The organism is Streptomyces sp. GDS52 (genome assembly GCF_052246875.1).
Lineage (GTDB): Bacteria > Actinomycetota > Actinomycetes > Streptomycetales > Streptomycetaceae > Streptomyces > Streptomyces cathayae.
This window is the reverse complement of the sequence record NZ_JBQQCR010000003.1, coordinates 1-17,770: the sequence shown is the minus strand read 5'-3', so window position 1 is coordinate 17,770 and position 17,770 is coordinate 1. Positions and strand designations below refer to the sequence as shown.

Annotated in this window: 19 protein-coding genes; 15 read left to right on the top strand and 4 right to left on the bottom strand. The window is 71.3% G+C overall.

Translation table 11 applies throughout. From position 1 onward, the window contains the following. Position 1: 1 nt before the first annotated feature. The 13 genes from ACTWJ9_RS32885 (at position 2) to ACTWJ9_RS32825 (ending at position 13,461) form a co-directional block, all read left to right on the top strand. A complete protein-coding gene (locus ACTWJ9_RS32885) occupies positions 2 to 4,480 on the top strand; it encodes a hypothetical protein (RefSeq protein ID WP_443296163.1) in 4,479 nt (1,492 codons plus the stop codon). Beyond that, a complete protein-coding gene (locus ACTWJ9_RS32880) occupies positions 4,477 to 5,370 on the top strand; it encodes a phage distal tail protein (RefSeq protein WP_443296162.1) in 894 nt (297 codons plus the stop codon). Before ACTWJ9_RS32885 ends, ACTWJ9_RS32880 begins: the two co-directional genes overlap by 4 nt. Positions 5,371 to 5,377: 7 nt before the next feature. Continuing rightward, positions 5,378 to 6,325, top strand: a complete 948-nt coding sequence (locus ACTWJ9_RS32875; RefSeq protein WP_443296161.1) for a hypothetical protein — start codon at positions 5,378 to 5,380, stop codon at positions 6,323 to 6,325. Continuing rightward, on the top strand, positions 6,325 to 7,425 hold the full coding sequence (locus ACTWJ9_RS32870) for a hypothetical protein (protein WP_443296160.1): 1,101 nt from the start codon (positions 6,325 to 6,327) through the stop codon (positions 7,423 to 7,425). The genes ACTWJ9_RS32875 and ACTWJ9_RS32870 overlap by 1 nt, the downstream gene beginning before the upstream one ends. Further along, complete coding sequence (locus ACTWJ9_RS32865; protein WP_443296159.1) at positions 7,425 to 8,969, top strand: hypothetical protein; 1,545 nt, start codon at positions 7,425 to 7,427, stop codon at positions 8,967 to 8,969. The genes ACTWJ9_RS32870 and ACTWJ9_RS32865 overlap by 1 nt, the downstream gene beginning before the upstream one ends. A gap of 21 nt (positions 8,970 to 8,990) precedes the next feature. Continuing rightward, the gene (locus tag ACTWJ9_RS32860) at positions 8,991 to 9,314 is read left to right on the top strand and encodes a hypothetical protein (RefSeq protein WP_443296158.1); all 324 of its coding nucleotides are present in this window, start codon (positions 8,991 to 8,993) and stop codon (positions 9,312 to 9,314) included. 122 nt (positions 9,315 to 9,436) lie between these two features. Beyond that, on the top strand, positions 9,437 to 9,829 hold the full coding sequence (locus ACTWJ9_RS32855; protein ID WP_443296157.1) for a peptidoglycan-binding protein: 393 nt from the start codon (positions 9,437 to 9,439) through the stop codon (positions 9,827 to 9,829). A gap of 1 nt (position 9,830) precedes the next feature. Then, a complete protein-coding gene (locus tag ACTWJ9_RS32850) occupies positions 9,831 to 10,781 on the top strand; it encodes an N-acetylmuramoyl-L-alanine amidase (RefSeq protein ID WP_443296156.1) in 951 nt (316 codons plus the stop codon). Between the two features lie 26 nt (positions 10,782 to 10,807). Beyond that, a complete protein-coding gene (locus ACTWJ9_RS32845) occupies positions 10,808 to 11,191 on the top strand; it encodes a hypothetical protein (RefSeq protein ID WP_443296155.1) in 384 nt (127 codons plus the stop codon). Positions 11,192 to 11,275: 84 nt separating this feature from the next. Continuing rightward, positions 11,276 to 11,611 (top strand): hypothetical protein, encoded by a 336-nt coding sequence (locus ACTWJ9_RS32840; RefSeq protein WP_443296154.1) that lies wholly within the window; start codon positions 11,276 to 11,278, stop codon positions 11,609 to 11,611. Then, a complete protein-coding gene (locus ACTWJ9_RS32835; RefSeq protein WP_443296153.1) occupies positions 11,574 to 11,807 on the top strand; it encodes a DUF7620 family protein in 234 nt (77 codons plus the stop codon). Before ACTWJ9_RS32840 ends, ACTWJ9_RS32835 begins: the two co-directional genes overlap by 38 nt. Beyond that, positions 11,804 to 12,157, top strand: a complete 354-nt coding sequence (locus tag ACTWJ9_RS32830) for a putative phage holin (protein WP_443296152.1) — start codon at positions 11,804 to 11,806, stop codon at positions 12,155 to 12,157. Before ACTWJ9_RS32835 ends, ACTWJ9_RS32830 begins: the two co-directional genes overlap by 4 nt. Positions 12,158 to 12,171: 14 nt before the next feature. Beyond that, positions 12,172 to 13,461 carry a hypothetical protein gene (locus ACTWJ9_RS32825; RefSeq protein ID WP_443296151.1) on the top strand — a complete coding sequence of 430 codons (1,290 nt, stop codon included), beginning with the start codon at positions 12,172 to 12,174 and terminating at the stop codon, positions 13,459 to 13,461. 256 nt (positions 13,462 to 13,717) lie between these two features. Here ACTWJ9_RS32825 and ACTWJ9_RS32820 read toward each other — a convergent pair whose 3' ends face one another. Genes ACTWJ9_RS32820 through ACTWJ9_RS32810 form a run of 3 tightly spaced genes read right to left on the bottom strand, consistent with a single transcriptional unit; the run spans position 13,718 to position 15,792 of the window. Continuing rightward, complete coding sequence (locus ACTWJ9_RS32820) at positions 13,718 to 14,725, bottom strand: hypothetical protein (RefSeq protein WP_443296150.1); 1,008 nt, start codon at positions 14,723 to 14,725, stop codon at positions 13,718 to 13,720. Beyond that, complete coding sequence (locus ACTWJ9_RS32815; RefSeq protein WP_443296149.1) at positions 14,725 to 14,997, bottom strand: hypothetical protein; 273 nt, start codon at positions 14,995 to 14,997, stop codon at positions 14,725 to 14,727. The genes ACTWJ9_RS32820 and ACTWJ9_RS32815 overlap by 1 nt, the downstream gene beginning before the upstream one ends. Positions 14,998 to 15,048: 51 nt before the next feature. After that, positions 15,049 to 15,792, bottom strand: coding sequence for a helix-turn-helix domain-containing protein (locus ACTWJ9_RS32810; RefSeq protein WP_443296148.1), 744 nt, complete (start codon positions 15,790 to 15,792; stop codon positions 15,049 to 15,051). Between the two features lie 271 nt (positions 15,793 to 16,063). Here ACTWJ9_RS32810 and ACTWJ9_RS32805 point away from each other — a divergent pair, with 271 nt between their 5' ends. Both ACTWJ9_RS32805 and ACTWJ9_RS32800 read left to right on the top strand, forming a co-directional pair. Further along, positions 16,064 to 17,122 (top strand): hypothetical protein, encoded by a 1,059-nt coding sequence (locus tag ACTWJ9_RS32805; RefSeq protein WP_443296147.1) that lies wholly within the window; start codon positions 16,064 to 16,066, stop codon positions 17,120 to 17,122. Next, a complete protein-coding gene (locus ACTWJ9_RS32800) occupies positions 17,119 to 17,268 on the top strand; it encodes a hypothetical protein (protein WP_443296145.1) in 150 nt (49 codons plus the stop codon). The genes ACTWJ9_RS32805 and ACTWJ9_RS32800 overlap by 4 nt, the downstream gene beginning before the upstream one ends. 73 nt (positions 17,269 to 17,341) lie before the next feature. On the opposite strand, the gene ACTWJ9_RS32795 is transcribed toward ACTWJ9_RS32800, so the two are convergent. After that, positions 17,342 to 17,662, bottom strand: coding sequence for a hypothetical protein (locus ACTWJ9_RS32795; RefSeq protein WP_443296144.1), 321 nt, complete (start codon positions 17,660 to 17,662; stop codon positions 17,342 to 17,344). Between the last annotated feature and the right edge of the window lie 108 nt (positions 17,663 to 17,770).

Here is a 17,770-nt window from a genome sequence, read left to right as displayed (position 1 = left end):
CGTGCCCCAGTGGAACCTGTCGGTACGCCTCACCGGGCAGGGCTCCGGGCTCGCCCGCACGCTGCGCAACACCTCCCGTGACGCCCGTGCCGCCTCCCGTGACGTGCAGGCCCTCACCCGCGACATCGGCCGGCTGCGCGCCGCGGCCTCCCGCGACATCCGCCTCGGGGTCCGGGTCGACGCCCGCAGCCTGCGCGCCGACGTCCGCCGCGCCGTCACCACCGCCCGCGCCGGACAGGAACTGCGGGTCCGCCTCGGGGTCGACGCCCGGTTCCTGCGCGCTGATGCACGGCGTGCCATCACCGCGGCCAGGTCCGGGCAGGACGCACTGGCCGTCAACCTGCGCCTCGGTAACTCGATGCAGCTACGGCGTGAGGTGGAAGCCGCGGTGCGCTGGGCGGCATGGGGGCACCGCATCGAGATCCCCATCGGGCTGCGCGACCCCAACCAACTGCGCCGGGACGTGTCCGCCGCGGTGCGCCGTGCCCAGCAGAACCAGACCATCCGGGTGCGGGTCACCGCCGACACCAGCGCCCTGCGCGGCCTCACCCGCGGCTTGGGAGGCGGCAGCGGCTCCTCCGGCGGGGGCCTGGACATCGGCCTGGCCGGGCTGCTGCCCATCGCCACCGCCGTCGTGCCGCTGGTGGCGGGGCTGTCCACAAGCGTGCTGGCCCTCGCCGGGAACATGGCCATCGGCGGCACGGCCGCCGCCGCATTCGGCGTCGCCCTCGCCGGGCAGATCGGCCCGCTGGGCGAGGTCGCCGAAGCGGAGACGAAGTATCAGGAGGCCGTCAGCGAGCACGGCAAATCCTCCGCTGAGGCCATCAAGGCGCAGGTCGCCTACCAGAAGCTGCTGGCGCAGATGCCGCCGGAGACGCAGAAGGCCGCGATCGGACTGTCGCAGCTGAAGCAGGAGTTCTCCGACTGGTCGGACGAGATGTCCGGCTTCACGATGGTGCCGGTCACCAAGTCCTTCACCCTGCTGCGGGAGCTGCTGCCGCACCTGAGCCCGGAAGTGAAATCCTTCTCCACTCAGTTGGACCGGCTGATGGACGTGGCGGGCGGCGGCATGCGCACGCCCGGCTTCGACGCGTTCTCCAAGAAGGTCGCCGCGCTGACCGACCAGAAGCTGGACTCGTTCACCGACTCGGTCATCCACCTGATGCGTGTCCTGTCCGAGGGCGGCGCCACGGACGGGGCACTTGGCAAGATCCTCGACTACATGCGGCAGCACGGGCCCGCCGCCCGGGAGGCCCTCGACGCGATCGGGGACGCGGTCGGCAACCTCGTGGAAGGGGCCGCCGAAGCCGGGCCGACCATGCTGACCCTGGTCACCGCTGCCGCCCGGCTGGTGGCCGCGCTGCCGCCGGAGCTGGTCGGCATCATCCTTCAGGTCGCCACCGCGCTGAAGCTGCTCCAGTTGTCCGGGGCGGGCATGGCGGCGCTGGCCGCCGGGATGGGCCGCGTCCGTACCGCCATCGCCGCCCTGGGCACCACCGCGGCCACCGCCGGCGGTGGTATCGCCGGCCTGCGGGCCGCGTTCCTGTCCCTCGGTGTCGCCGCGCGGGCATCGATCATCGTTGCGGCCGTCGCCGCCATCGTCGTGGTGCTGTCGGAACTGTCGGAGATCGGGCAGGAGGCCCCGCCGGATGTCGACAAGCTGACCACGTCACTCGGCAAGCTCGGGCGGACCGGGAAGGTCGCCGGGGAGGCTGCCCGCGCCTTCGGGAAGGACCTGGGCGGCCTCGCGGACAGCCTGCGCACCCTCGCCCGCCCGTCGAACACGGAGAAGACGCAGCAGTTCCTCACCTCCCTGATCGGGATGGACTCCACCCCGGTCAAGAACGCCAAGGAGGACCTGGACGCCGTCGACCAGTCCCTCGCCAACCTGGTGCAGTCCGGGAAGGGCGACCTCGCAGCGGCCGCGTTCGAGCGGATTGCCGCCGCCATGCGGGAGCAGGGCATGTCCGGCAAGGAGCTCGAGGCCCAGCTGGACGACTACAAGTCGAAGCTCGCGGATCAGGCGTTCGAGGCGGAGCTGGCCGCCCAGAGCATGGGCCTGTTCGGTGAGGCGGCGCAGGCGACGTCGGCGAAGCTGGACGCGCAGAAGCAGTCGGCGGACGGGCTGCGGCAGGCGATCGTCGCGTTGAACGACGTCAACCGGGCCGCCGGATCCGCCATGTCGGCGTTCGAGCAGTCGCTGGACGACACCAGCAAGGCGGTGAAGGAGCACGGCGCGGTCCTGAAGTGGCGCGACGGCGAGTTGGACCTGGGCACGCAGAAGGCCCGCGACGCCGAAAAGGTCCTCAGCGATCTGGCCGCGAACACGGACGCGGCGGCGACGGCGGCCCGGGAGCAGGGCAAGAGCTGGGAGCACGTCTCCGGCATCTACGACGAGGGCCGGGACGCGTTCGTCCGGGCCTCCGACACCCTGGGCCTGACCCGGGAGCAGGCCGAACTCCTCGCCGCCTCCTACCTGAACATCCCGGACAAGAAGGAACTGTCCGTGGAGATGCGCACCGAGGACGCCGTCTCCGGACTGGACGCGGTGATCGCCGCGATCGAGGAAACCCCCGACGAGAAGAGCGTCACGGTCAGCGCGTTGACCGAGGACGCGCAGTCGATGCTGCGCGAACTCGGGTTCGAGGTCACCGAACTCAAGGACGGCTCCTTCCGGGTCACCGCGAACACGGCCACCGCGGAGGCGTCCCTCGCGGACGTGCAGTCCCTGCGGGACGGGCTGGCCGACAAGTCCATCACCATCGACGCCCGCACCCAGGACACCATCAACAGCCTCCAGGGCGTGCAGGACAAGGTCGCCACCACCAAGGGCAAGACCATCACCATGAAGGCCCCCACGTCGGAGGCCCGCCACCAGCTCGAGCTGCTGGGCTTCCGCATCCGGGACACCAAGGGCAAGAACGTCCAAATCACCGTGCCCACCGGCAGTCAGCGAGCCAACGTGGCCGCGCTCGCCGGCGCCATCGCCGGACTGCGGAACAAGACCGTCACCATCACCACCAACTACGTCATCACCGGCAACCAGGCGAGGCGCTCGGGTGCGCACGGCTCCCAGCTCGCCAACGCCCGCGGCGGGGTGTGGGACTACTACGCCGACGGCGGCATCCGCACCCCGCGCGTGCACAAGTTCGCGTCCGGAGCCGAGAACCACGTCGCGCAGATCGCCCCCGCCGGATCGTGGCGGGTGTGGGCGGAGCCGGAGACCGGCGGCGAGGCCTACATCCCCCTGTCGTCGGCCAAGCGCACCCGCTCCCGCGCCATCCTCGAGGAAACCGCCCGCCGCCTCGGAGGCGACCCGGCCGCCATCCAGTGGAACGCCGCCGGCAGCATCACCGACTGGCGCTACGACCCCACCTCCGGCTCCCTGTACTCCGCGTCCGACGCCGGGGCCGCGGGCCGCAAGACGAAAAAGGTCAAGGTCAAGGGCGGCAAGACGAAGGAAGTCGAGTATTTCGACCTGGGCGCCGTCGAACGGAAGCTGAAGAGCGCCTCCAAGGCGACCAAGGCGTGGAACAAGGACCTCGAGCGGGTCGCCGACCGGGTCGGCGGGGACGTCGCCGATGCGCTCGCGTCGATGGGCGAGGAGGGCGTCAAGCTCGCCGCGAAGATGGCCAAGGGGTCGACGAAGTACATCAACGAGATGGCCAAGGCCCTTCGGGGCCTCCAGGCCACCGCCAAGGCCAGCCTCACGGACTACACGCGGCAGCTGACCGGCGCGAACAAGCTGAACAAGACATTCGCTGACAACCTCGCCAAGCTCGCCGCGCAGGGGTACGGCGACCTCGCCGCGCAGCTCGCCGACCAGAACGACGAGGCCGCCCAGCAGCTTGCCGCCGCCGCGGTGAAGGACAAGGGCAAGGCGTCCAAGGCCAACACCCAGGCCAAGGCGGCCAACAACGCCCTCACGTCGGATCAGGTGCAGGACCTGGTGCAGATCATTGCCGCAATCAAGACGAAGTCGACCGGCATCCACGACGTGGCCGGGACGACCGGCCTGGGTGAGGACGTCATCATCGCCATCGCCAACAAGGCCAAGAAGCAGATCAGCTCCAGCCTCGGCACGCGGGCGACGCGGTTCCTCGCGGACCTGGGCAAGGCCAACAAACACCTGGCGTATGCGGACGGCGGTATCCGGGCGGGCATCTACGCGAGCCGGGCGGGCCTGATCCGCTGGGCGGAGCCGGAGACCGGCGGCGAGGCCTACATCCCGCTCGGGGGGAACAAACGCCGCACCGCGCTCCCGGTCCTCGCCGATGTCGCCCAGCGGTTCGGGGTCGGCCTCACGAACGGGCAGGCCGGGCGGGTTGTCATCATCCGCGAGCAGGGCCCCCTCGTGGGCGCCTCCCATTTCCACATCGGCGCCCGCCAGTCCGACCGCGACCTGGCGCGCGCCATCGAGGCCCGCCAGTCCTACCAGCTTCGGCGCCTGGCGCGCGGGGGAGTGGGGGCAAGAGGATGAGCACACCCGTGGAGCTGGCCGACCACCAGCACGATCTGGCCGGGATCCTGATCGGCCGCGGCACGCCGGTGGTCGTCGCGGCGATCGAGGGGCTGGGCAGGGCGCCGCAGCGCACTGCCGACATCGAGCCGCCGGGGGAGGACGGCCTGTGGCTGGGCCCGGACTTCTTCGCCGGCCGCACCATCCGCATCGACGCCGGTATCAGGACGCCCGGGGATGAGGTGGCGGCCCTGGCCGTGCACGCCGCGCTCCAGGAGGCCGCCGACGACGAGGCGGTGCGCCTGGCCGGCGGGGCGACCACCAGTCTGCGGCTGAAGTTCCCCGGCCGCCCGGCCCGCACCGTCCGCGGCCGGATCCGCCTGCTGGACGCCGACCTGACGACGGCCGTCCACGGCTGGATCCCCCTGGACATCGAGTACACCGCCCACGACCACCTGTACTACGGCGAGCGGCAGTCCACGTCGATGCCGCTGGGGTCGCTCACCCAGGGCGGCATGACGTTCCCGGTGATGTTCCCGTTCACGATCGAGGACACCGCCGGGGCGGTGGGCCGTCCCGGGTTCCTCACCGTCACCGGCAGTGCCCCCACGTGGCCGGTGCTGCGGATCAGCGGCCCGTGCGCCAACCCGTCTGTCACCCACGTCGCCTCCGGCCGCACCCTGACGGTGCAGGGCTCGCTGGCCGCCGGGGAGTGGGTGGAGATCGACACCCGGCCCGGCTGGCGCACGGTGCTCCGCAGCAACGGGGGCGGCATGCCCCTGACCGCGCGGTCCCGTATCGACCTGTTCCGTCTCGCCCCGGGGCTGAACGAGCTCCATTGGACGGCGACCGACCCGACCCTGACCAGCACTCTGGCCGTCACCTGGTGGCCGGCCTACAAGGCCCTGTGAGGATCCGATGGCACTGGCACCCGTTCCGATCGCCACGAAGGGCGCAGAGCATTCCGCGCAGCAGTTCCGCATGATGATCAAGGATTTGGCGCGGGACAACCAGGGCGTCACCACCGGCACCGACCTGAAGGTCACGGCGCTGCCCACGCCGGGCGCGGGGGTGCAGATCGGCGACGGGTCCGCGGTCATCGCCGGGAAGAAATCCCCGGTCCAGGGCTACTACAACGCCTACAACATCGGCACGGACACTGTGTCGGTCGCGGCGACCGGCGGGGTGGGCCGCTCCGACATGCTGGTGCTGCGGGTGGAGGACCCCGAGTACGAGGGAACCCGCGACCCGAAGAAGGACCCGATCGTGTTCTTCGAGGTCATCCCGAACGTGTCCTCCAGTGCGACGGCGGTCCCGGCCGGGTATTCGGCGATCCCGCTGGCCCGGATCGACCTCCCCGCGTCCACGGCCACCATCACCAACGCGATGGTCAAGGACCTGCGCAGGATCGCCAACCCGCGCCGGGAGCGGATCCTGTACCCGTACTACGCGCAGGACCCGCTGGTGGAAATCTCCGGCACCTCCGAGACGTGGCGCACGTTCCCCAACCTGACCATGGCGACGATCGCAATCCCCGCCTGGGCGGCGAGCGCGAAGGTCGTGTTCAGCGCCGGTGGCATCCGCACCGCCGGCGGCAACGTGTGGGGCAACTTCCGCTTCATGCTCGGCACGATCGAGGCCGGCCAGTACGTCGCCATCGACGACGAGGGCACCACCGCGCGCCGCCTGTATGTCGAGATGGTGGAGACGATCGACCTGACCACCACGGCGGGTGCGGCGATGCGGGGCACCAGCCAGGCGTTCCGCTCCCGGATGCGGACCCGGTCCTCGAACGCGGGGCGGATCGGGGTGGACGCCACCACCACCTTCAAGATCGATGTGGAGTTCACGGAGGGCCCGCTCTGATGGGCGGCCGGTGGCGGTACTTCACCCAGCACGCCCTCACCGGCGAGATACTCCACTCCGCGCTGCCGTTGTCGGATGTCGACTTCGGGAGCGAGTTGAACGGGCCGGGCCAGTTCTCCGGCACGCTCGCGCCGCGGTTCGTGAAGGCCCATGTGGCGTCCCTGCTGCCCGGGAAGGCGCTCGTCTACGCGGAAGCGGACGGGTTCCTCCGCTGGGGCGGCCTGGTGTGGGACATCACCGCCGAGGACGGCGAGTACCGCATCGAGGCGGCCTCCTGGTCGTCCTACCTGACCGCCCGGCACGACACGCACGGCGAACTCAACGCGCGTGGCCCCTACGTGTACACCGACCCGTGCAAAATCATCCGCGACCTGTGGGCGTACGCGCAGGAGCAACCCGACGGCAACCTCGGGGTGGTCGTCGATGCGACCGCCTCGCAGATGACGGTGGGCACCCCGGCGGAGCTGTGGCACTCCTACTGGTACGAGACCCCCAACCTGGGCGACCACCTGGACGACCTCGTCTCGGAGGAGGGCGCCCCCCAGTACACGTGCACCTGCCGCTACCTGACCAACGGGAGCGTGGAGAAACGCCTGCGGCTGGGCTATCCGCGGCTCGGGGCCCGCCGCACCGACATCAGCTTCGCGACCGGTGTGAACATCGTGGAGGCGCCCCCGGTGCAGTACGCGGGCGACGACTTCGCCAACGTGATCATCGCCACCGGCTCCGGTGAGGGCACCGCCACCCGCCGGGCGGAAGCTCCCTCACGGGACGGCGGGCTGCGCATGGAGTCCGTGCTGGCCCTGCCGACCGTCAACGGCGTGGACGTCCTGGGCAAGCGGGCCGGTGCCGAACTGAAACGGCGCCGGGCGCTGGGGCAGGTGGAGCAGATCACCGTCCGGGACCACCCCAACGCGCCGCTCGGCTCGTGGCAGATCGGCGACGACGTGCACGTCGCCGTGCACAACCAGTGGGTGTCCTGGACCGGCTGGGCGCGGATCACCGCCGACTCCTACCGGCCGTCCGACAGCCCCGACCAGGCCGTCCTGTCCCTCAAGCGCGCCGACTCCTACCACTACGGACCCGTGGAGGCCCCCTGATGGCCCGTGACTACGCCAGTGAACTCGCCCGCCTGGGGCAGCAGCTCAAGCAGATACAGAAGGGGCAGCGGTACGCGCACGGCGGCAGCCTCGAGGACGCGGCGATCGAGGTCCGGGACGGTGCGGGCACGGTCCGGGCCGTGATCGGGATGCAGCCGGACGGCACCGCCGGGCTGATCGCCCACGCCGGGCCCGCCCCCGGGGCCCCGTCCGCGCCGGTGGTGACCTCCACCATCGGCGGGCTGCGCATCGTGTGGGACGGCGCCCTCGCCTCCGGGCAGCCTCTTCCGGCGGACTTCGACCACACGGCTGTCCACATCTCCACCAGCAGCGGCTTCACCCCGTCGGCGGCCACCTACGTCGGCACCATCACCAAGGCCGGGGACGGCGGCATGCTGCCCGCCCTGCCACTCCCCTACGTCCCGCACTACGTGCGGCTGACCGCCGTCAACACCTCCGGGAACGCCGGGGACCCGTCGCAGGAGACCACCGCCACCCCCATCAAGGTCGACGGCCCGGACCTTGAGGCCGGGTCGGTCACCGCGGGCGCCATCAAGGCCGGCGCGGTGACGGCGGAGAAGCTCGAGGCGATCCTCCAGCTCGTCACCCGGCTCGTCGCCGGGGACCCGACCGGGGCACGGGTGGAGCTGAACGAGGGCGGGCTGCGCGTCTACAACAGCAGCGGACAGCTCGTGATCCGCTTCGACGCCGCCGACGGATCCGCCGCCTTCACCGGGGCGATCACCGGCAGCACGGTCACCGGCGGACTGATCCAGACCGCCACCAGCGGCGAGCGGATCACCCTCAACGAGCAGGGCCAGAACAAGGTCGTCGTCTACAACTCATCCGGCTCATCCGGGACCGCGATCGGTGAACTGTCCGCGCGGGGCCTCATCGTGCAGGGCACCACCGGGGCGACCCTGTGGCTGGACCCGAACAATGCGTATCCGAACCTGCGGCTGACCAACCCCGCCCGCACCAACGCGGCCATCATCAACGTGTCCGGCAACAACGCCGTGCTCGGCATGAACTCGGGAACCTACCCGGCGTCCGGGGCCACCTGGAAGTGGCGAAACCTGTTCGGCATGGACAGCGGCCTGGACTTCTGGGCGGCCGAACGCGTCCGGGACGACAACAACGCGATCTACAACGGCGGCCGGATCTACCTGACCCCCACCTCCGCGACGTTCGGCTACCGCAACGCCGCCGACGTCAGCCAGGACGCCTACCTGCGCGCCAGCCCGGACCTGATACAGCTCACCGGCAACACCCACGTCACCGGCATGCTGACCGCCAGCAACATGGCCTACGGGCGGGTCGTCATCACCCCGTCCGCGGCGAACGCCCCCACCAGCGCCACCGTCACCTACCCGCGCCTGTCCGGCACCGACTACGAGGGCTACGCCTGCGCGTCCACCGCCGTGCCCGGCATGACCGTGACCGGCGTATCCATGTCCGGCGTCGGCCCCACCAGCGCCACCGTGTGGTGCACCCGCACCAACCTGACCGCCACCGGCGTCAGCTGGCAAGTCATAGGAAGGTAACCCGCCATGTCCATGCCCCCCATGCCCATCGATGAAGAGCCGACCCCCGTCATGCTCATAGCGACCTGCCACACCGACGGCTGCAAGATCGAAGACGTGTCGATCACTGCCGCGTACTACGCGAACGCCGCCCCGCCGGTCTACCGCGGTGTGTGCGGACCGTGCGGGCAGACCATCACCGACCTCGTGCCCGCCCTGTGCGACCAGTGCGGGGCCCCTGTCAGCAGCCACCCGCCCACCGCGTGCGGGCAGTGCGGGCACACCGTCACCGACCCGGCCCGCGGCGAATGGCCGCCCGAGGGCCCGGACGGGGACCCGGGAGCGGGGGCAACGTCGGACGCGTGAGCGTCTAGCCTGACCACATAGGGCGACCCTCCGCCCCAGCTCCATCCCTCGAGGGACGACCGCACGCAGCGGTCCGCCACCACCAGTCAGCTCTGGGCGCGGGGAGTTCAGGAGCACGGGCGATGCCCGATCCGACCACATCGCAGGACGAGAAGACGGCTGCCCGGAAGAAGACCGCTCCCGCCACGGAGCCCGCTCCGGCCCCCGAGCCCGTCCCTGAGCCGCCCGCGGACGGCGACGCCGCCCGGTACGAGCCGTACCCCGGCCGGGAGTTCTTCCACGGCGGCCGCCACTCCCCCCTCTTCACCGCGATGGCCCGCCGCCTCGAGGCCGAAGGTGCCACCGACGGCCGCCACCTCGGCCCGGACTGGACCCGCGCCCACCGCGACGCCGTCGCCGCCTGGCAGCGCACCCTGCGGCCCAAGGGCGGCGGCGACACCTCCGGCATCCCCGACCAGACCGCCTGGGACAAGCTCCGCATCCCGCGCGTCACCCCCCTTCCCCAGGAGACCTGACATGGCCACCGCCCCAACCGCCGCCACCTTCGCCAAGGCCCTCAGATCCGAGGGTGCCACCGTTGTCGAGGTCGGCAACTGGGCCACCCACAACCGCAACCACAAGGGCCCGTGGGGCCCGGTGCACGGCGTGATGATCCACCACACCGTCACCAAGGGCACCGCCACCACGGTCCGCATGTGCAAGGACGGGCACTCCGCCCTGCCCGGCCCGCTGTGCCACGGCGTCATCGCCAAGGACGGCACCGTGCACCTCGTCGGGTACGGCCGCGCCAACCACGCCGGGCTCGGCGACCCGGACGTCCTCGCCGCGGTCATCGCCGAACGCAAGCCCCCAGCCGACAACGAGGCCACGGTGGACGGGAACCGGCACTTCTACGGCTTCGAGTGCGAGAACCTGGGCGACAACAAGGACCCGTGGCCGCCGGAGCAGATCGAGGCGATCGTGCGTGTCGTCACCGCCATCTGCCGCCACCACAAGTGGGGTGCCCGCTCCGCGCTCCGGCACCTGGACTGGCAGCCGGGGAAGGTGGACCCGCGCGGGCCCGGCATGGACTGGGACGACGTCCTCGCCCGCGTCACCAAGCGGCTCGCCGGGGACAAGCCGGCCCCGCAGCCCGCCGCCCCGGCCCCGAAGCCGCTGCCGAAGCCGGCCAAGCCGGTCGTGGACCTGTCCCGGCTGGTCGCCGCCGCCCGGTCCAACCCCGCCGCGAAGGGCACCCCGGTCACCTACTCCGGCGTGCGCACCGTGGAGGCCGCCCTGGTCGACGCGGGCCTGCTGGCCAAGAAGTACTCCGACGGGCACTACGGCACCACCACCGTCACCGCTTACGCGGCATGGCAGCGCTCCAAGGCGGGCGGCGGCTACCGCGGCAAGGACGCCGACGGCATCCCCGGTAAGGCCAGCCTGAAGCGCCTGGGCGACCGCTACGGCTTCACCATCGTCGACTAACTCCTACCACCAGAAACGAGACCATCGTGAAGCTCTTCGCCCGTGAACCCGCGCTCCTGCTGGGGCTGATCGCCGCCGGAGTCAAGCTGATCGGCTACGAACTGAACGTCTCCGCCGGCACCCAGACCGCCATCAACGCCGTCGCCGCCGGTGTCGTCGCCATCGTCATCGCGTTCGTCGCGCAGAACGGTGCGTGGGGTGCGGCGATCCTCCAGACCGCGCAGGCCGTCATGGCGCTGTTCGTCGGCCTGGGCCTCGAGTGGAGTGCTGACCGGCAGGCCCTGTGGATGGCGTCCATCGCCGCGACGCTCGCCGTGGTGGAACGCTTCATCGTCACCCCGCCTCTGGCCACCACCGGCCTCGAGCAGTCCAGCCCGCTCACCAAGTCGCCCGGCCCGCGGGCCGTCTGACCGTGACCCTCCGGCACGTCCGCCGTCGACTGGCAGCGGCACGGGCGTGCCCCCACATCCCCCCACACCATGAGGAGCGGTCCGATGAGTGACCTGTCGGCCCTCGCCGTCCTACTGCCGGGCGGGGCCGGTGCCATCGTCACCCTCATCGTGCTGCTCATCCTCCGAGGCAGTCTCGTCTCACGCGCCGTCCTCGAGGACGTCCGCAAAGACCGTGACGCCCGCGTCGCCGAACTGGTGGCGGAGCGGAACGCGTGGCGCGAGGCGCATCGGGAGAGCGAGGCTGCGCGGATCGAGGCGCAGAACCAGGTCGGCGAGCTGGTGGAACTCGCGCGTATCGCCGACCACGTGCTGCGCGCCATACGAGGGGAGGTGCCCGGGGATGCGATGGACCAGACGGTTGCTGCGCCGCCGTCCTGAGCCCGCCCCGCAGCACTCGGAGACGCCGGGGCATCGGGAGGCCAAGTCTGCGCTGTCCCGTGCCCGGCAGGCCCGCCGGGAGGTCGAAGCGCACCGGCAGGCCGTCACCCACCTCGCCGAACGCCTGGCCCGTGAGCGGCAGAGGAACCACTTCGCGGAACTTTTCCGCTCTGCCTTAGAGGGAGGCCGACGATGAACTGGGCGCAGATAACCAACCTCGCAGCATCGGGCCTGGTGGCCCTGGCCAGCCTCGTGTTCGTGATCGCCTACCACCTGCACGCCCCGTGGCGGTCCACTGTGGTGGGCCGTCACCTGATGGGGTTCACCGCCGCGATCGGCGCGCTGGGCGCCTACACCATCGCCATCACCATCTGGCCGGACGGGGCGGCTGCGTCGGTGCTGCGCACGGCTCGGACGGCGCTGCTGGTGGTCATCGCCTGCCTGGTGGTGCAGCGGATCCGCATGGTGGTGACCGTGCAGCACCAGGGGGCGCTCCTCGGCACCCGCGCCCCGCACGATCAGCCCGGCCCGCCGCCCACGGCCTGAACTGGAGTACGACGATGACCATGGTGAACGGGACGCTCCTGGGGGGCGGGGACACCCGCCGGGTGGAGATGCGGGCGACGCTCGTGGACGTGACCGGTGCGCCGGCGGTCGGCTACGTGCCCTCCCTGGAGGGGGAGTTGGTGCGGCCGGTGGCGATCCTGCCCGAGCCGGACGGGGACTGGACGGTGGACCTCACCCCGAACACACTGATCGACTCCGCCGCCGGGGACACGCTGTGGGCGGTACAGGAGGGCCGCACCCTGTCCGGCGCCCCGATCATCACCCACATCCTGGTCCCGGAGTCCGGCGAATGGTGGGTGGGGGAGCTGCGCGTCGACCTCGCGGACGCGCCCACCGGGCAGGGCAGCGTCGTGTACGCGCCGGGCCCCGCGGGCGAGGACGGTGCCGACGGGCAATCAGGCGCGGATGGGGCGTCAGCGTACGAGGTCTGGCTGGCCGCGGGGAACAGCGGTACGGAGGCCGACTTTCTTGGCTCGCTTCGTGGGGAGCCCGGCACACCCGGTACCTCGGGCGCAGATGGGCAGAACGGCGCCGTCGGCGAGGACGGTGCGTCCGCCTACGAGGTGGCCGTCGCAGCGGGTTTCACCGGCAGTGAGATGGAGTGGCTGGCCTCGCTGACCGGGCCCCGGGGCGAGCCAGGACCGCAGCCGCCGCTCGGCTCCGCGGGCGCCGGCCCCGATGTCGCACTCCGCTCCACCGACCCGGCCCTCACGGACGCGCGCACCCCCACCGCGCACGCCGCCAGCCACGCCACCGGTGGTACGGACCCGCTCACGGCGGCCGCGATCGGCGCCTACCCGGCCGCCGACGGCAACACGTTGAACTCGTTCGTGACCGACCTACAGAACCGGGTCGGCGGCCAGTTCGGCGTGGAGAACAGAGTCGGCGCCCTCGAGGGCGGGAAGTTCGACAAGGCGGGCGGCTCCCTGTCGGGTGGGCTCACGGTGAACACGGCGGCTGCGGGCGATGCGCTCCTCGCCCTGCACGTCGGCGCTGAGACGTTCGACCGGGTGCGGGTGCTGGTCGACCGGATCGAGTGGGGTCCGGGACCCGGCGCGCGGGATACTAACCTGCGCCGGTCCGCGGCGAACGAGCTGACCACCGATGACGCGCTGATCGTGTCCCTGATGCTGCGGCATCTGGGCAGCACGCTGGGGTTCTACGGTGCGGCGGCGGTGGCGCGGCCGACGGTGAACGGCTCCCGGGGCGGGAACGCGGCGTTGGCGTCGCTGCTGGCGGGGCTGGCCAGTCTGGGGCTGATCGTGGACGACACGACGCCCTGACCTGCTGGGGCAAGTGGCGCGCTCGTACGATGGCGGTATGAGCACGCCGCCCGCCCTTGCCCGTCCGAAGCCGCCGACGCCCGACTGCGCCCCGTCCCAGGTCGGCCTGTGTGCGACGTGCCAGCATCCGTGTCACCGGTACGGGCCCGGCGGGAACCCGCTGTGCGTCCTGTGCCGGAAGGAACTGCACGCCTGAGAACGCGAGCCCCGGGACCCTCACGGTCCCGGGGCTCGGTGGGTGGTCAGCGCAGGCGCCTTACGTTCCGGCGGCCCGCTGCCACGGGGCGCCGGAGGAGGCGCGGTGGCCGCCGCCCGGGGTGTAGACGTGGGTGGCGAGGGCCGTCTGGACGAGGTGGTCGGCGATGGCCCGCGCGATGACCATGCCGGTGGCGGCCTCGACGAATCCGAACTGGCCGAACGGATTCGCCTCCAAAAACCACCACGTGCCGCCCCGGTCGACGGCGAAGTCCAGGGCCGCGTACTCCAGACCCAGCTGATCCATGAGCTGCTGGACCTTGTGCGTCAGCGGCCGACCGGCGCTCACGGCCTCGAAGCCCAGCTCGTCCTCGGGTGCGGCCCGCCAGTCGAACGCACCGTTCGCCGTGACCTTGCACGGGAACATCCGGTCGCCGATCACCGTCAGCCGGATGTCGTGCACCTTGTCCACCGGCCGCTGGAAGTAACAGACGGCCTGCCGCACACAGTCGGCGGATTCCTTGATCTCCTCGGCGGACACCAGCCGGGCCTGGATGAACCGGTGGGGGTGGGCGGTGAGTGTCTTGCACACGACCCGGCCGCCCTGCTCGCGGGCGAACGCGGCAGCCTGGTCGGGGTCGTTGGTGAACAGGGCGGGCGGGGTCCGCAGACCGAGCGACGCGGCGAGCTTCAGTTGCCGCGGGCCCGGCCTGGCCGTTCGGGCCCGCTCGGGGTGGTTGACCCATAAGACCCCGTCCAGCCCGAACAGGAAGTCCTCCAGGATGACCCGGGACTCCTGCTGCTCCCACCCGCCGGGCGGGCCCGGGTGCCACCAGAGCACCGAGACGACCGACTGCGAGAGCGTGCACCGGTGTTCGTCGTCGATCGTGAACCGCAGCGGCTCCCCGTCCGCGGTGCCGGTCATCCGCAGGACCCCCGGGCGTGCGAGGTCGGCGGGGTCGATGCGGTGGATCGTGACCCCGCGTTCCTGGATCTGCCGTATCACGAGGTCGGCCCCGAGGTCGCCGGGTGTGGTGACGATGAGCACGGTGGGCGGGAGCAGCGGCATCAGTCGTCGTCCTTCTTGCGGCCCTCGCTGTTGTGCGTGTAGGACGGCCCGAACAGCGCGTGGGGCGCGTACTCGAAGTCGTCGTCGCGCTTGAACCCCTTGTGGTTGTGGGTCATGGTCTCGGCCTGGACGTCGGCGACGTCCACCACGGCGTCACCGGCCGGGGTCAGGTTGAGCTGGCGGAACCGGTCGTAGGTGTGCGGCGGCGTCCGGTCGGCGGGCGGTGTCGGGTCTTCGGTGAGGAGAGCGAACGGGGTGAGCGTGGCGGTCATGGCGTGGTCCTTCGGGTAGGGGCCGCGCGGTGCGGCCCGGTCTCGTGTGTCTTACTCGTCGCCGGGCGGCCGGTTGTATTTGGCGACCGTCGTCCTGCTGGTGTCGGCGTCCAGGAACGTCAGCTCCCACGGGCCGGTGTTGACGTCCAACTGCTTGCCGAACCCGACCCACTTGCCGGCCATGCGCCGTCCGGTGGGGTCGATCAGCAACTGGATCGCCCCGTGGTAGACGGCGCCCCGGTAGTAGCCGCCGGGTGCGGTGCGTTCGGTCCACGCACCGGTTACCACGGTGCCGTCCACGGTCAGCTCCATGGACAGCGGTGAGTCGGGGTTCGTAGACCCGTTCGGCAGGGACTTCACGGTGAGCCGGTGCCGGTGCTGGAGCAGCACCACGTGGTGGAGCCCGGTGAGTTCGCTGCCCCGGCCGGAGCTGGGGTAGGTGTACCGGGACAGCCAGATACCGGTGTACGGGGCGGTAGACCTCCTCATGTCCGGCGTCCTTTCGTTTCCTTGGTCCTGGCCCGCTATCAACGGGTCGACCGGTGAGAAGCCGAGCGAGGACAGCGGGAGGCCCGTCACCTGCTCCAGGGCGCGTGCGTATACCGGGCGGGGGGTGGTGATGTCGCCTGATTCCCAGCGTTGTATCAGGCGTTTCGATGCGTCGTTGGGCTGTCCGGCGCGGATTCCGGCTTTTTGGATCTCCCGGGCGAGGTCGCCTTGGCTGAGGTGCAGGCTGAGGCGGGCCGCCCGTAGTGCGCTGTTCGGCGTGTGTCGCGTTTCGTTCGTTGTCGTCATGCTTCCACGGTGGCACGGACGGTAGTCGGTGCGACGCCTTTATGACGTCTTTGATGGTGCCGAAATGACGTCCCGTTGGGACGCCTTGCGCGGAGGTGCGCGTCGTAGGGGTCGGCCTTGCAGACGCTCGACATCTCGGAGCCACCCGAGCGGAGAATCGCTCCTGACGAAGAATCTGACGGGCTGTCATACTTGCGGGTCGTCAGGGCGGCCTGAAGCCTAGCCCCTCATAACCTTCCTTATGAGCGGTTAGATCCACTAGACTCGGATCATGGACAACCTCCCGGCCCGCCGCCCCGAGGACGTCATCGACGCCGAACTCATCGACGACGACCGAACAAGCCTTCCCGCCACTCGCGACACCGACCTCTCCCCCGCCACCCGCGCGCTCCTGGCCGCAGCCGACGCCGACAACACCCGGGCCGCCTACACCCGCCAGTGGGACCTGTTCACCGGATGGTGCGCCCACCGGGGCCGCGCCGCGCTGCCCGCCACCCCCGAGACGCTCGCCGACTACGTCACCCACCTCACCGCCACCGTCTCCCAACGCACCGGCCGCACCCCGGCGCCCGCCTCGATCGAACAGGCCATCGCCGTCATCCGCGCCGCCCACACCGCCGCCCGGCACCGCGACCAGCCGGACACCGCACTCGCCCTCAAGGCCCTCAAGGCGTACAAGAAAACGCAGGCCCAAGCCGGCCGCCGCAAACGCAAGGCCCCGCCCATCAACCTCGCCCGGCTGCGCGCCCTCGCCGCCACCTGCGACACCGGCACCCTCGCCGGGCTGCGCGACCGCACCATCCTCGTCCTCGGCTTCGCCATGATGGCCCGCCGCTCCGAACTCGCCGGCCTGCACCTCGAGGACATCCGCGAGGACGACGGCGACCTCCTCGTCTACCTCCGCACGTCCAAGACCGACCAGGAGGGCCGCGGCGCCGAGGTCGTCGTCCCCCACGGCGTCCACCCCGACACCGACCCCGTCCGCGCCGTCCGCGACTACCGCGCCGCCCTCGCCGCCCGCGGCATCACCACCGGCCGCCTCCTGCGCGCCATCAACCGCTGGGACAACGTCAGCCGCGACTCGATGTCCGGCGACGCCATCAACGAGATGCTCCAGCGCCGGGCCGCCGAAGCCCTGCCCGGCGAGAACCTGGTCTTCACCGCCCACGGCCTGCGGGCCGGCGCCGCCAGCGAGGCGTACCGGGCCCGCAACCCCATCTCCGCCATCCGCGGGCAGGGCCGCTGGGCCGAAGGCTCCCCCCAGGTCCTGGAGTACATCCGCCCCGTGGACGCCCGCGAAGAGAACCCCATGAGAGGAATCGGCCTGTGACGACCGCCCATGAGACCGCAGCCACCGAACTCCTGCACGACATGACGGCCGATCCCGCCTGGACAGCCGATCTGGCCCGTGCCGCCGCCGGACTGCGGCGCCAGTATCCCGAACAGTCGGTGACCGCCATCGGCCAGACGCGGTAGAGTCGTTCCCGCGACAGGCACCGACGCGCGGCGACGGGCCTGAACCACTCGCTCCTTCTGACAACCTCATAGCTCAGCCCGCGGCCAGGGCTTCCCGCAGGTACAGGGGCAGGGCCTGGCGGACGGCCGCATCCGCGGTCCAGCCGTCGGCGGGGAGCTGGTCGCAGGTGACGGTGACCGGCTGGCCGGTGTCGGGCCGGGCGAGGGCGCGGAACGTTTCCCCACTCCGGGGCGGGTGGACGGTCAGGTGACCGGCCAGGACGGCGGCGGCGACGTCGGCGGGGTCGGCGGTGGTGGTGGCCCGGCCGTAGCCCTTGCAGATCCACACGCGGGAGTACGGTTCGTAGCACTGGATTTCCCAGGCGAGGCGGACGGGAGTGTCTTCGCAGGTCATGCCGACAGCCTGCCGCGTGCGGACGGGCGCCGCGCCGCATACGTGCAATTTCACGTCCCGGCGGGGCTGTCCCAATACCCGGTGTGCGCGATGGTGTCGGCGGTGACG

Excerpts from the sequence above, each read along its gene's own strand:
- ACTWJ9_RS32850 (WP_443296156.1), top strand. The coding sequence starts at position 9,831 with ATGGCCACCGCCCCAACCGCCGCCACCTTCGCCAAGGCCCTCAGATCC.
- ACTWJ9_RS32815 (WP_443296149.1), bottom strand. The coding sequence starts at position 14,997 with ATGACCGCCACGCTCACCCCGTTCGCTCTCCTCACCGAAGACCCGACA.
- ACTWJ9_RS32875 (WP_443296161.1), top strand. The coding sequence starts at position 5,378 with ATGGCACTGGCACCCGTTCCGATCGCCACGAAGGGCGCAGAGCATTCC.
- ACTWJ9_RS32835 (WP_443296153.1), top strand. The coding sequence starts at position 11,574 with ATGCGATGGACCAGACGGTTGCTGCGCCGCCGTCCTGAGCCCGCCCCG.
- ACTWJ9_RS32795 (WP_443296144.1), bottom strand. The coding sequence starts at position 17,662 with ATGACCTGCGAAGACACTCCCGTCCGCCTCGCCTGGGAAATCCAGTGC.
- ACTWJ9_RS32870 (WP_443296160.1), top strand. The coding sequence starts at position 6,325 with ATGGGCGGCCGGTGGCGGTACTTCACCCAGCACGCCCTCACCGGCGAG.
- ACTWJ9_RS32805 (WP_443296147.1), top strand. The coding sequence starts at position 16,064 with ATGGACAACCTCCCGGCCCGCCGCCCCGAGGACGTCATCGACGCCGAA.
- ACTWJ9_RS32840 (WP_443296154.1), top strand. The coding sequence starts at position 11,276 with ATGAGTGACCTGTCGGCCCTCGCCGTCCTACTGCCGGGCGGGGCCGGT.
- ACTWJ9_RS32820 (WP_443296150.1), bottom strand. The coding sequence starts at position 14,725 with ATGCCGCTGCTCCCGCCCACCGTGCTCATCGTCACCACACCCGGCGAC.
- ACTWJ9_RS32860 (WP_443296158.1), top strand. The coding sequence starts at position 8,991 with ATGCCCATCGATGAAGAGCCGACCCCCGTCATGCTCATAGCGACCTGC.
- ACTWJ9_RS32880 (WP_443296162.1), top strand. The coding sequence starts at position 4,477 with ATGAGCACACCCGTGGAGCTGGCCGACCACCAGCACGATCTGGCCGGG.
- ACTWJ9_RS32825 (WP_443296151.1), top strand. The coding sequence starts at position 12,172 with ATGACCATGGTGAACGGGACGCTCCTGGGGGGCGGGGACACCCGCCGG.
- ACTWJ9_RS32830 (WP_443296152.1), top strand. The coding sequence starts at position 11,804 with ATGAACTGGGCGCAGATAACCAACCTCGCAGCATCGGGCCTGGTGGCC.
- ACTWJ9_RS32865 (WP_443296159.1), top strand. The coding sequence starts at position 7,425 with ATGGCCCGTGACTACGCCAGTGAACTCGCCCGCCTGGGGCAGCAGCTC.
- ACTWJ9_RS32810 (WP_443296148.1), bottom strand. The coding sequence starts at position 15,792 with ATGACGACAACGAACGAAACGCGACACACGCCGAACAGCGCACTACGG.
- ACTWJ9_RS32855 (WP_443296157.1), top strand. The coding sequence starts at position 9,437 with ATGCCCGATCCGACCACATCGCAGGACGAGAAGACGGCTGCCCGGAAG.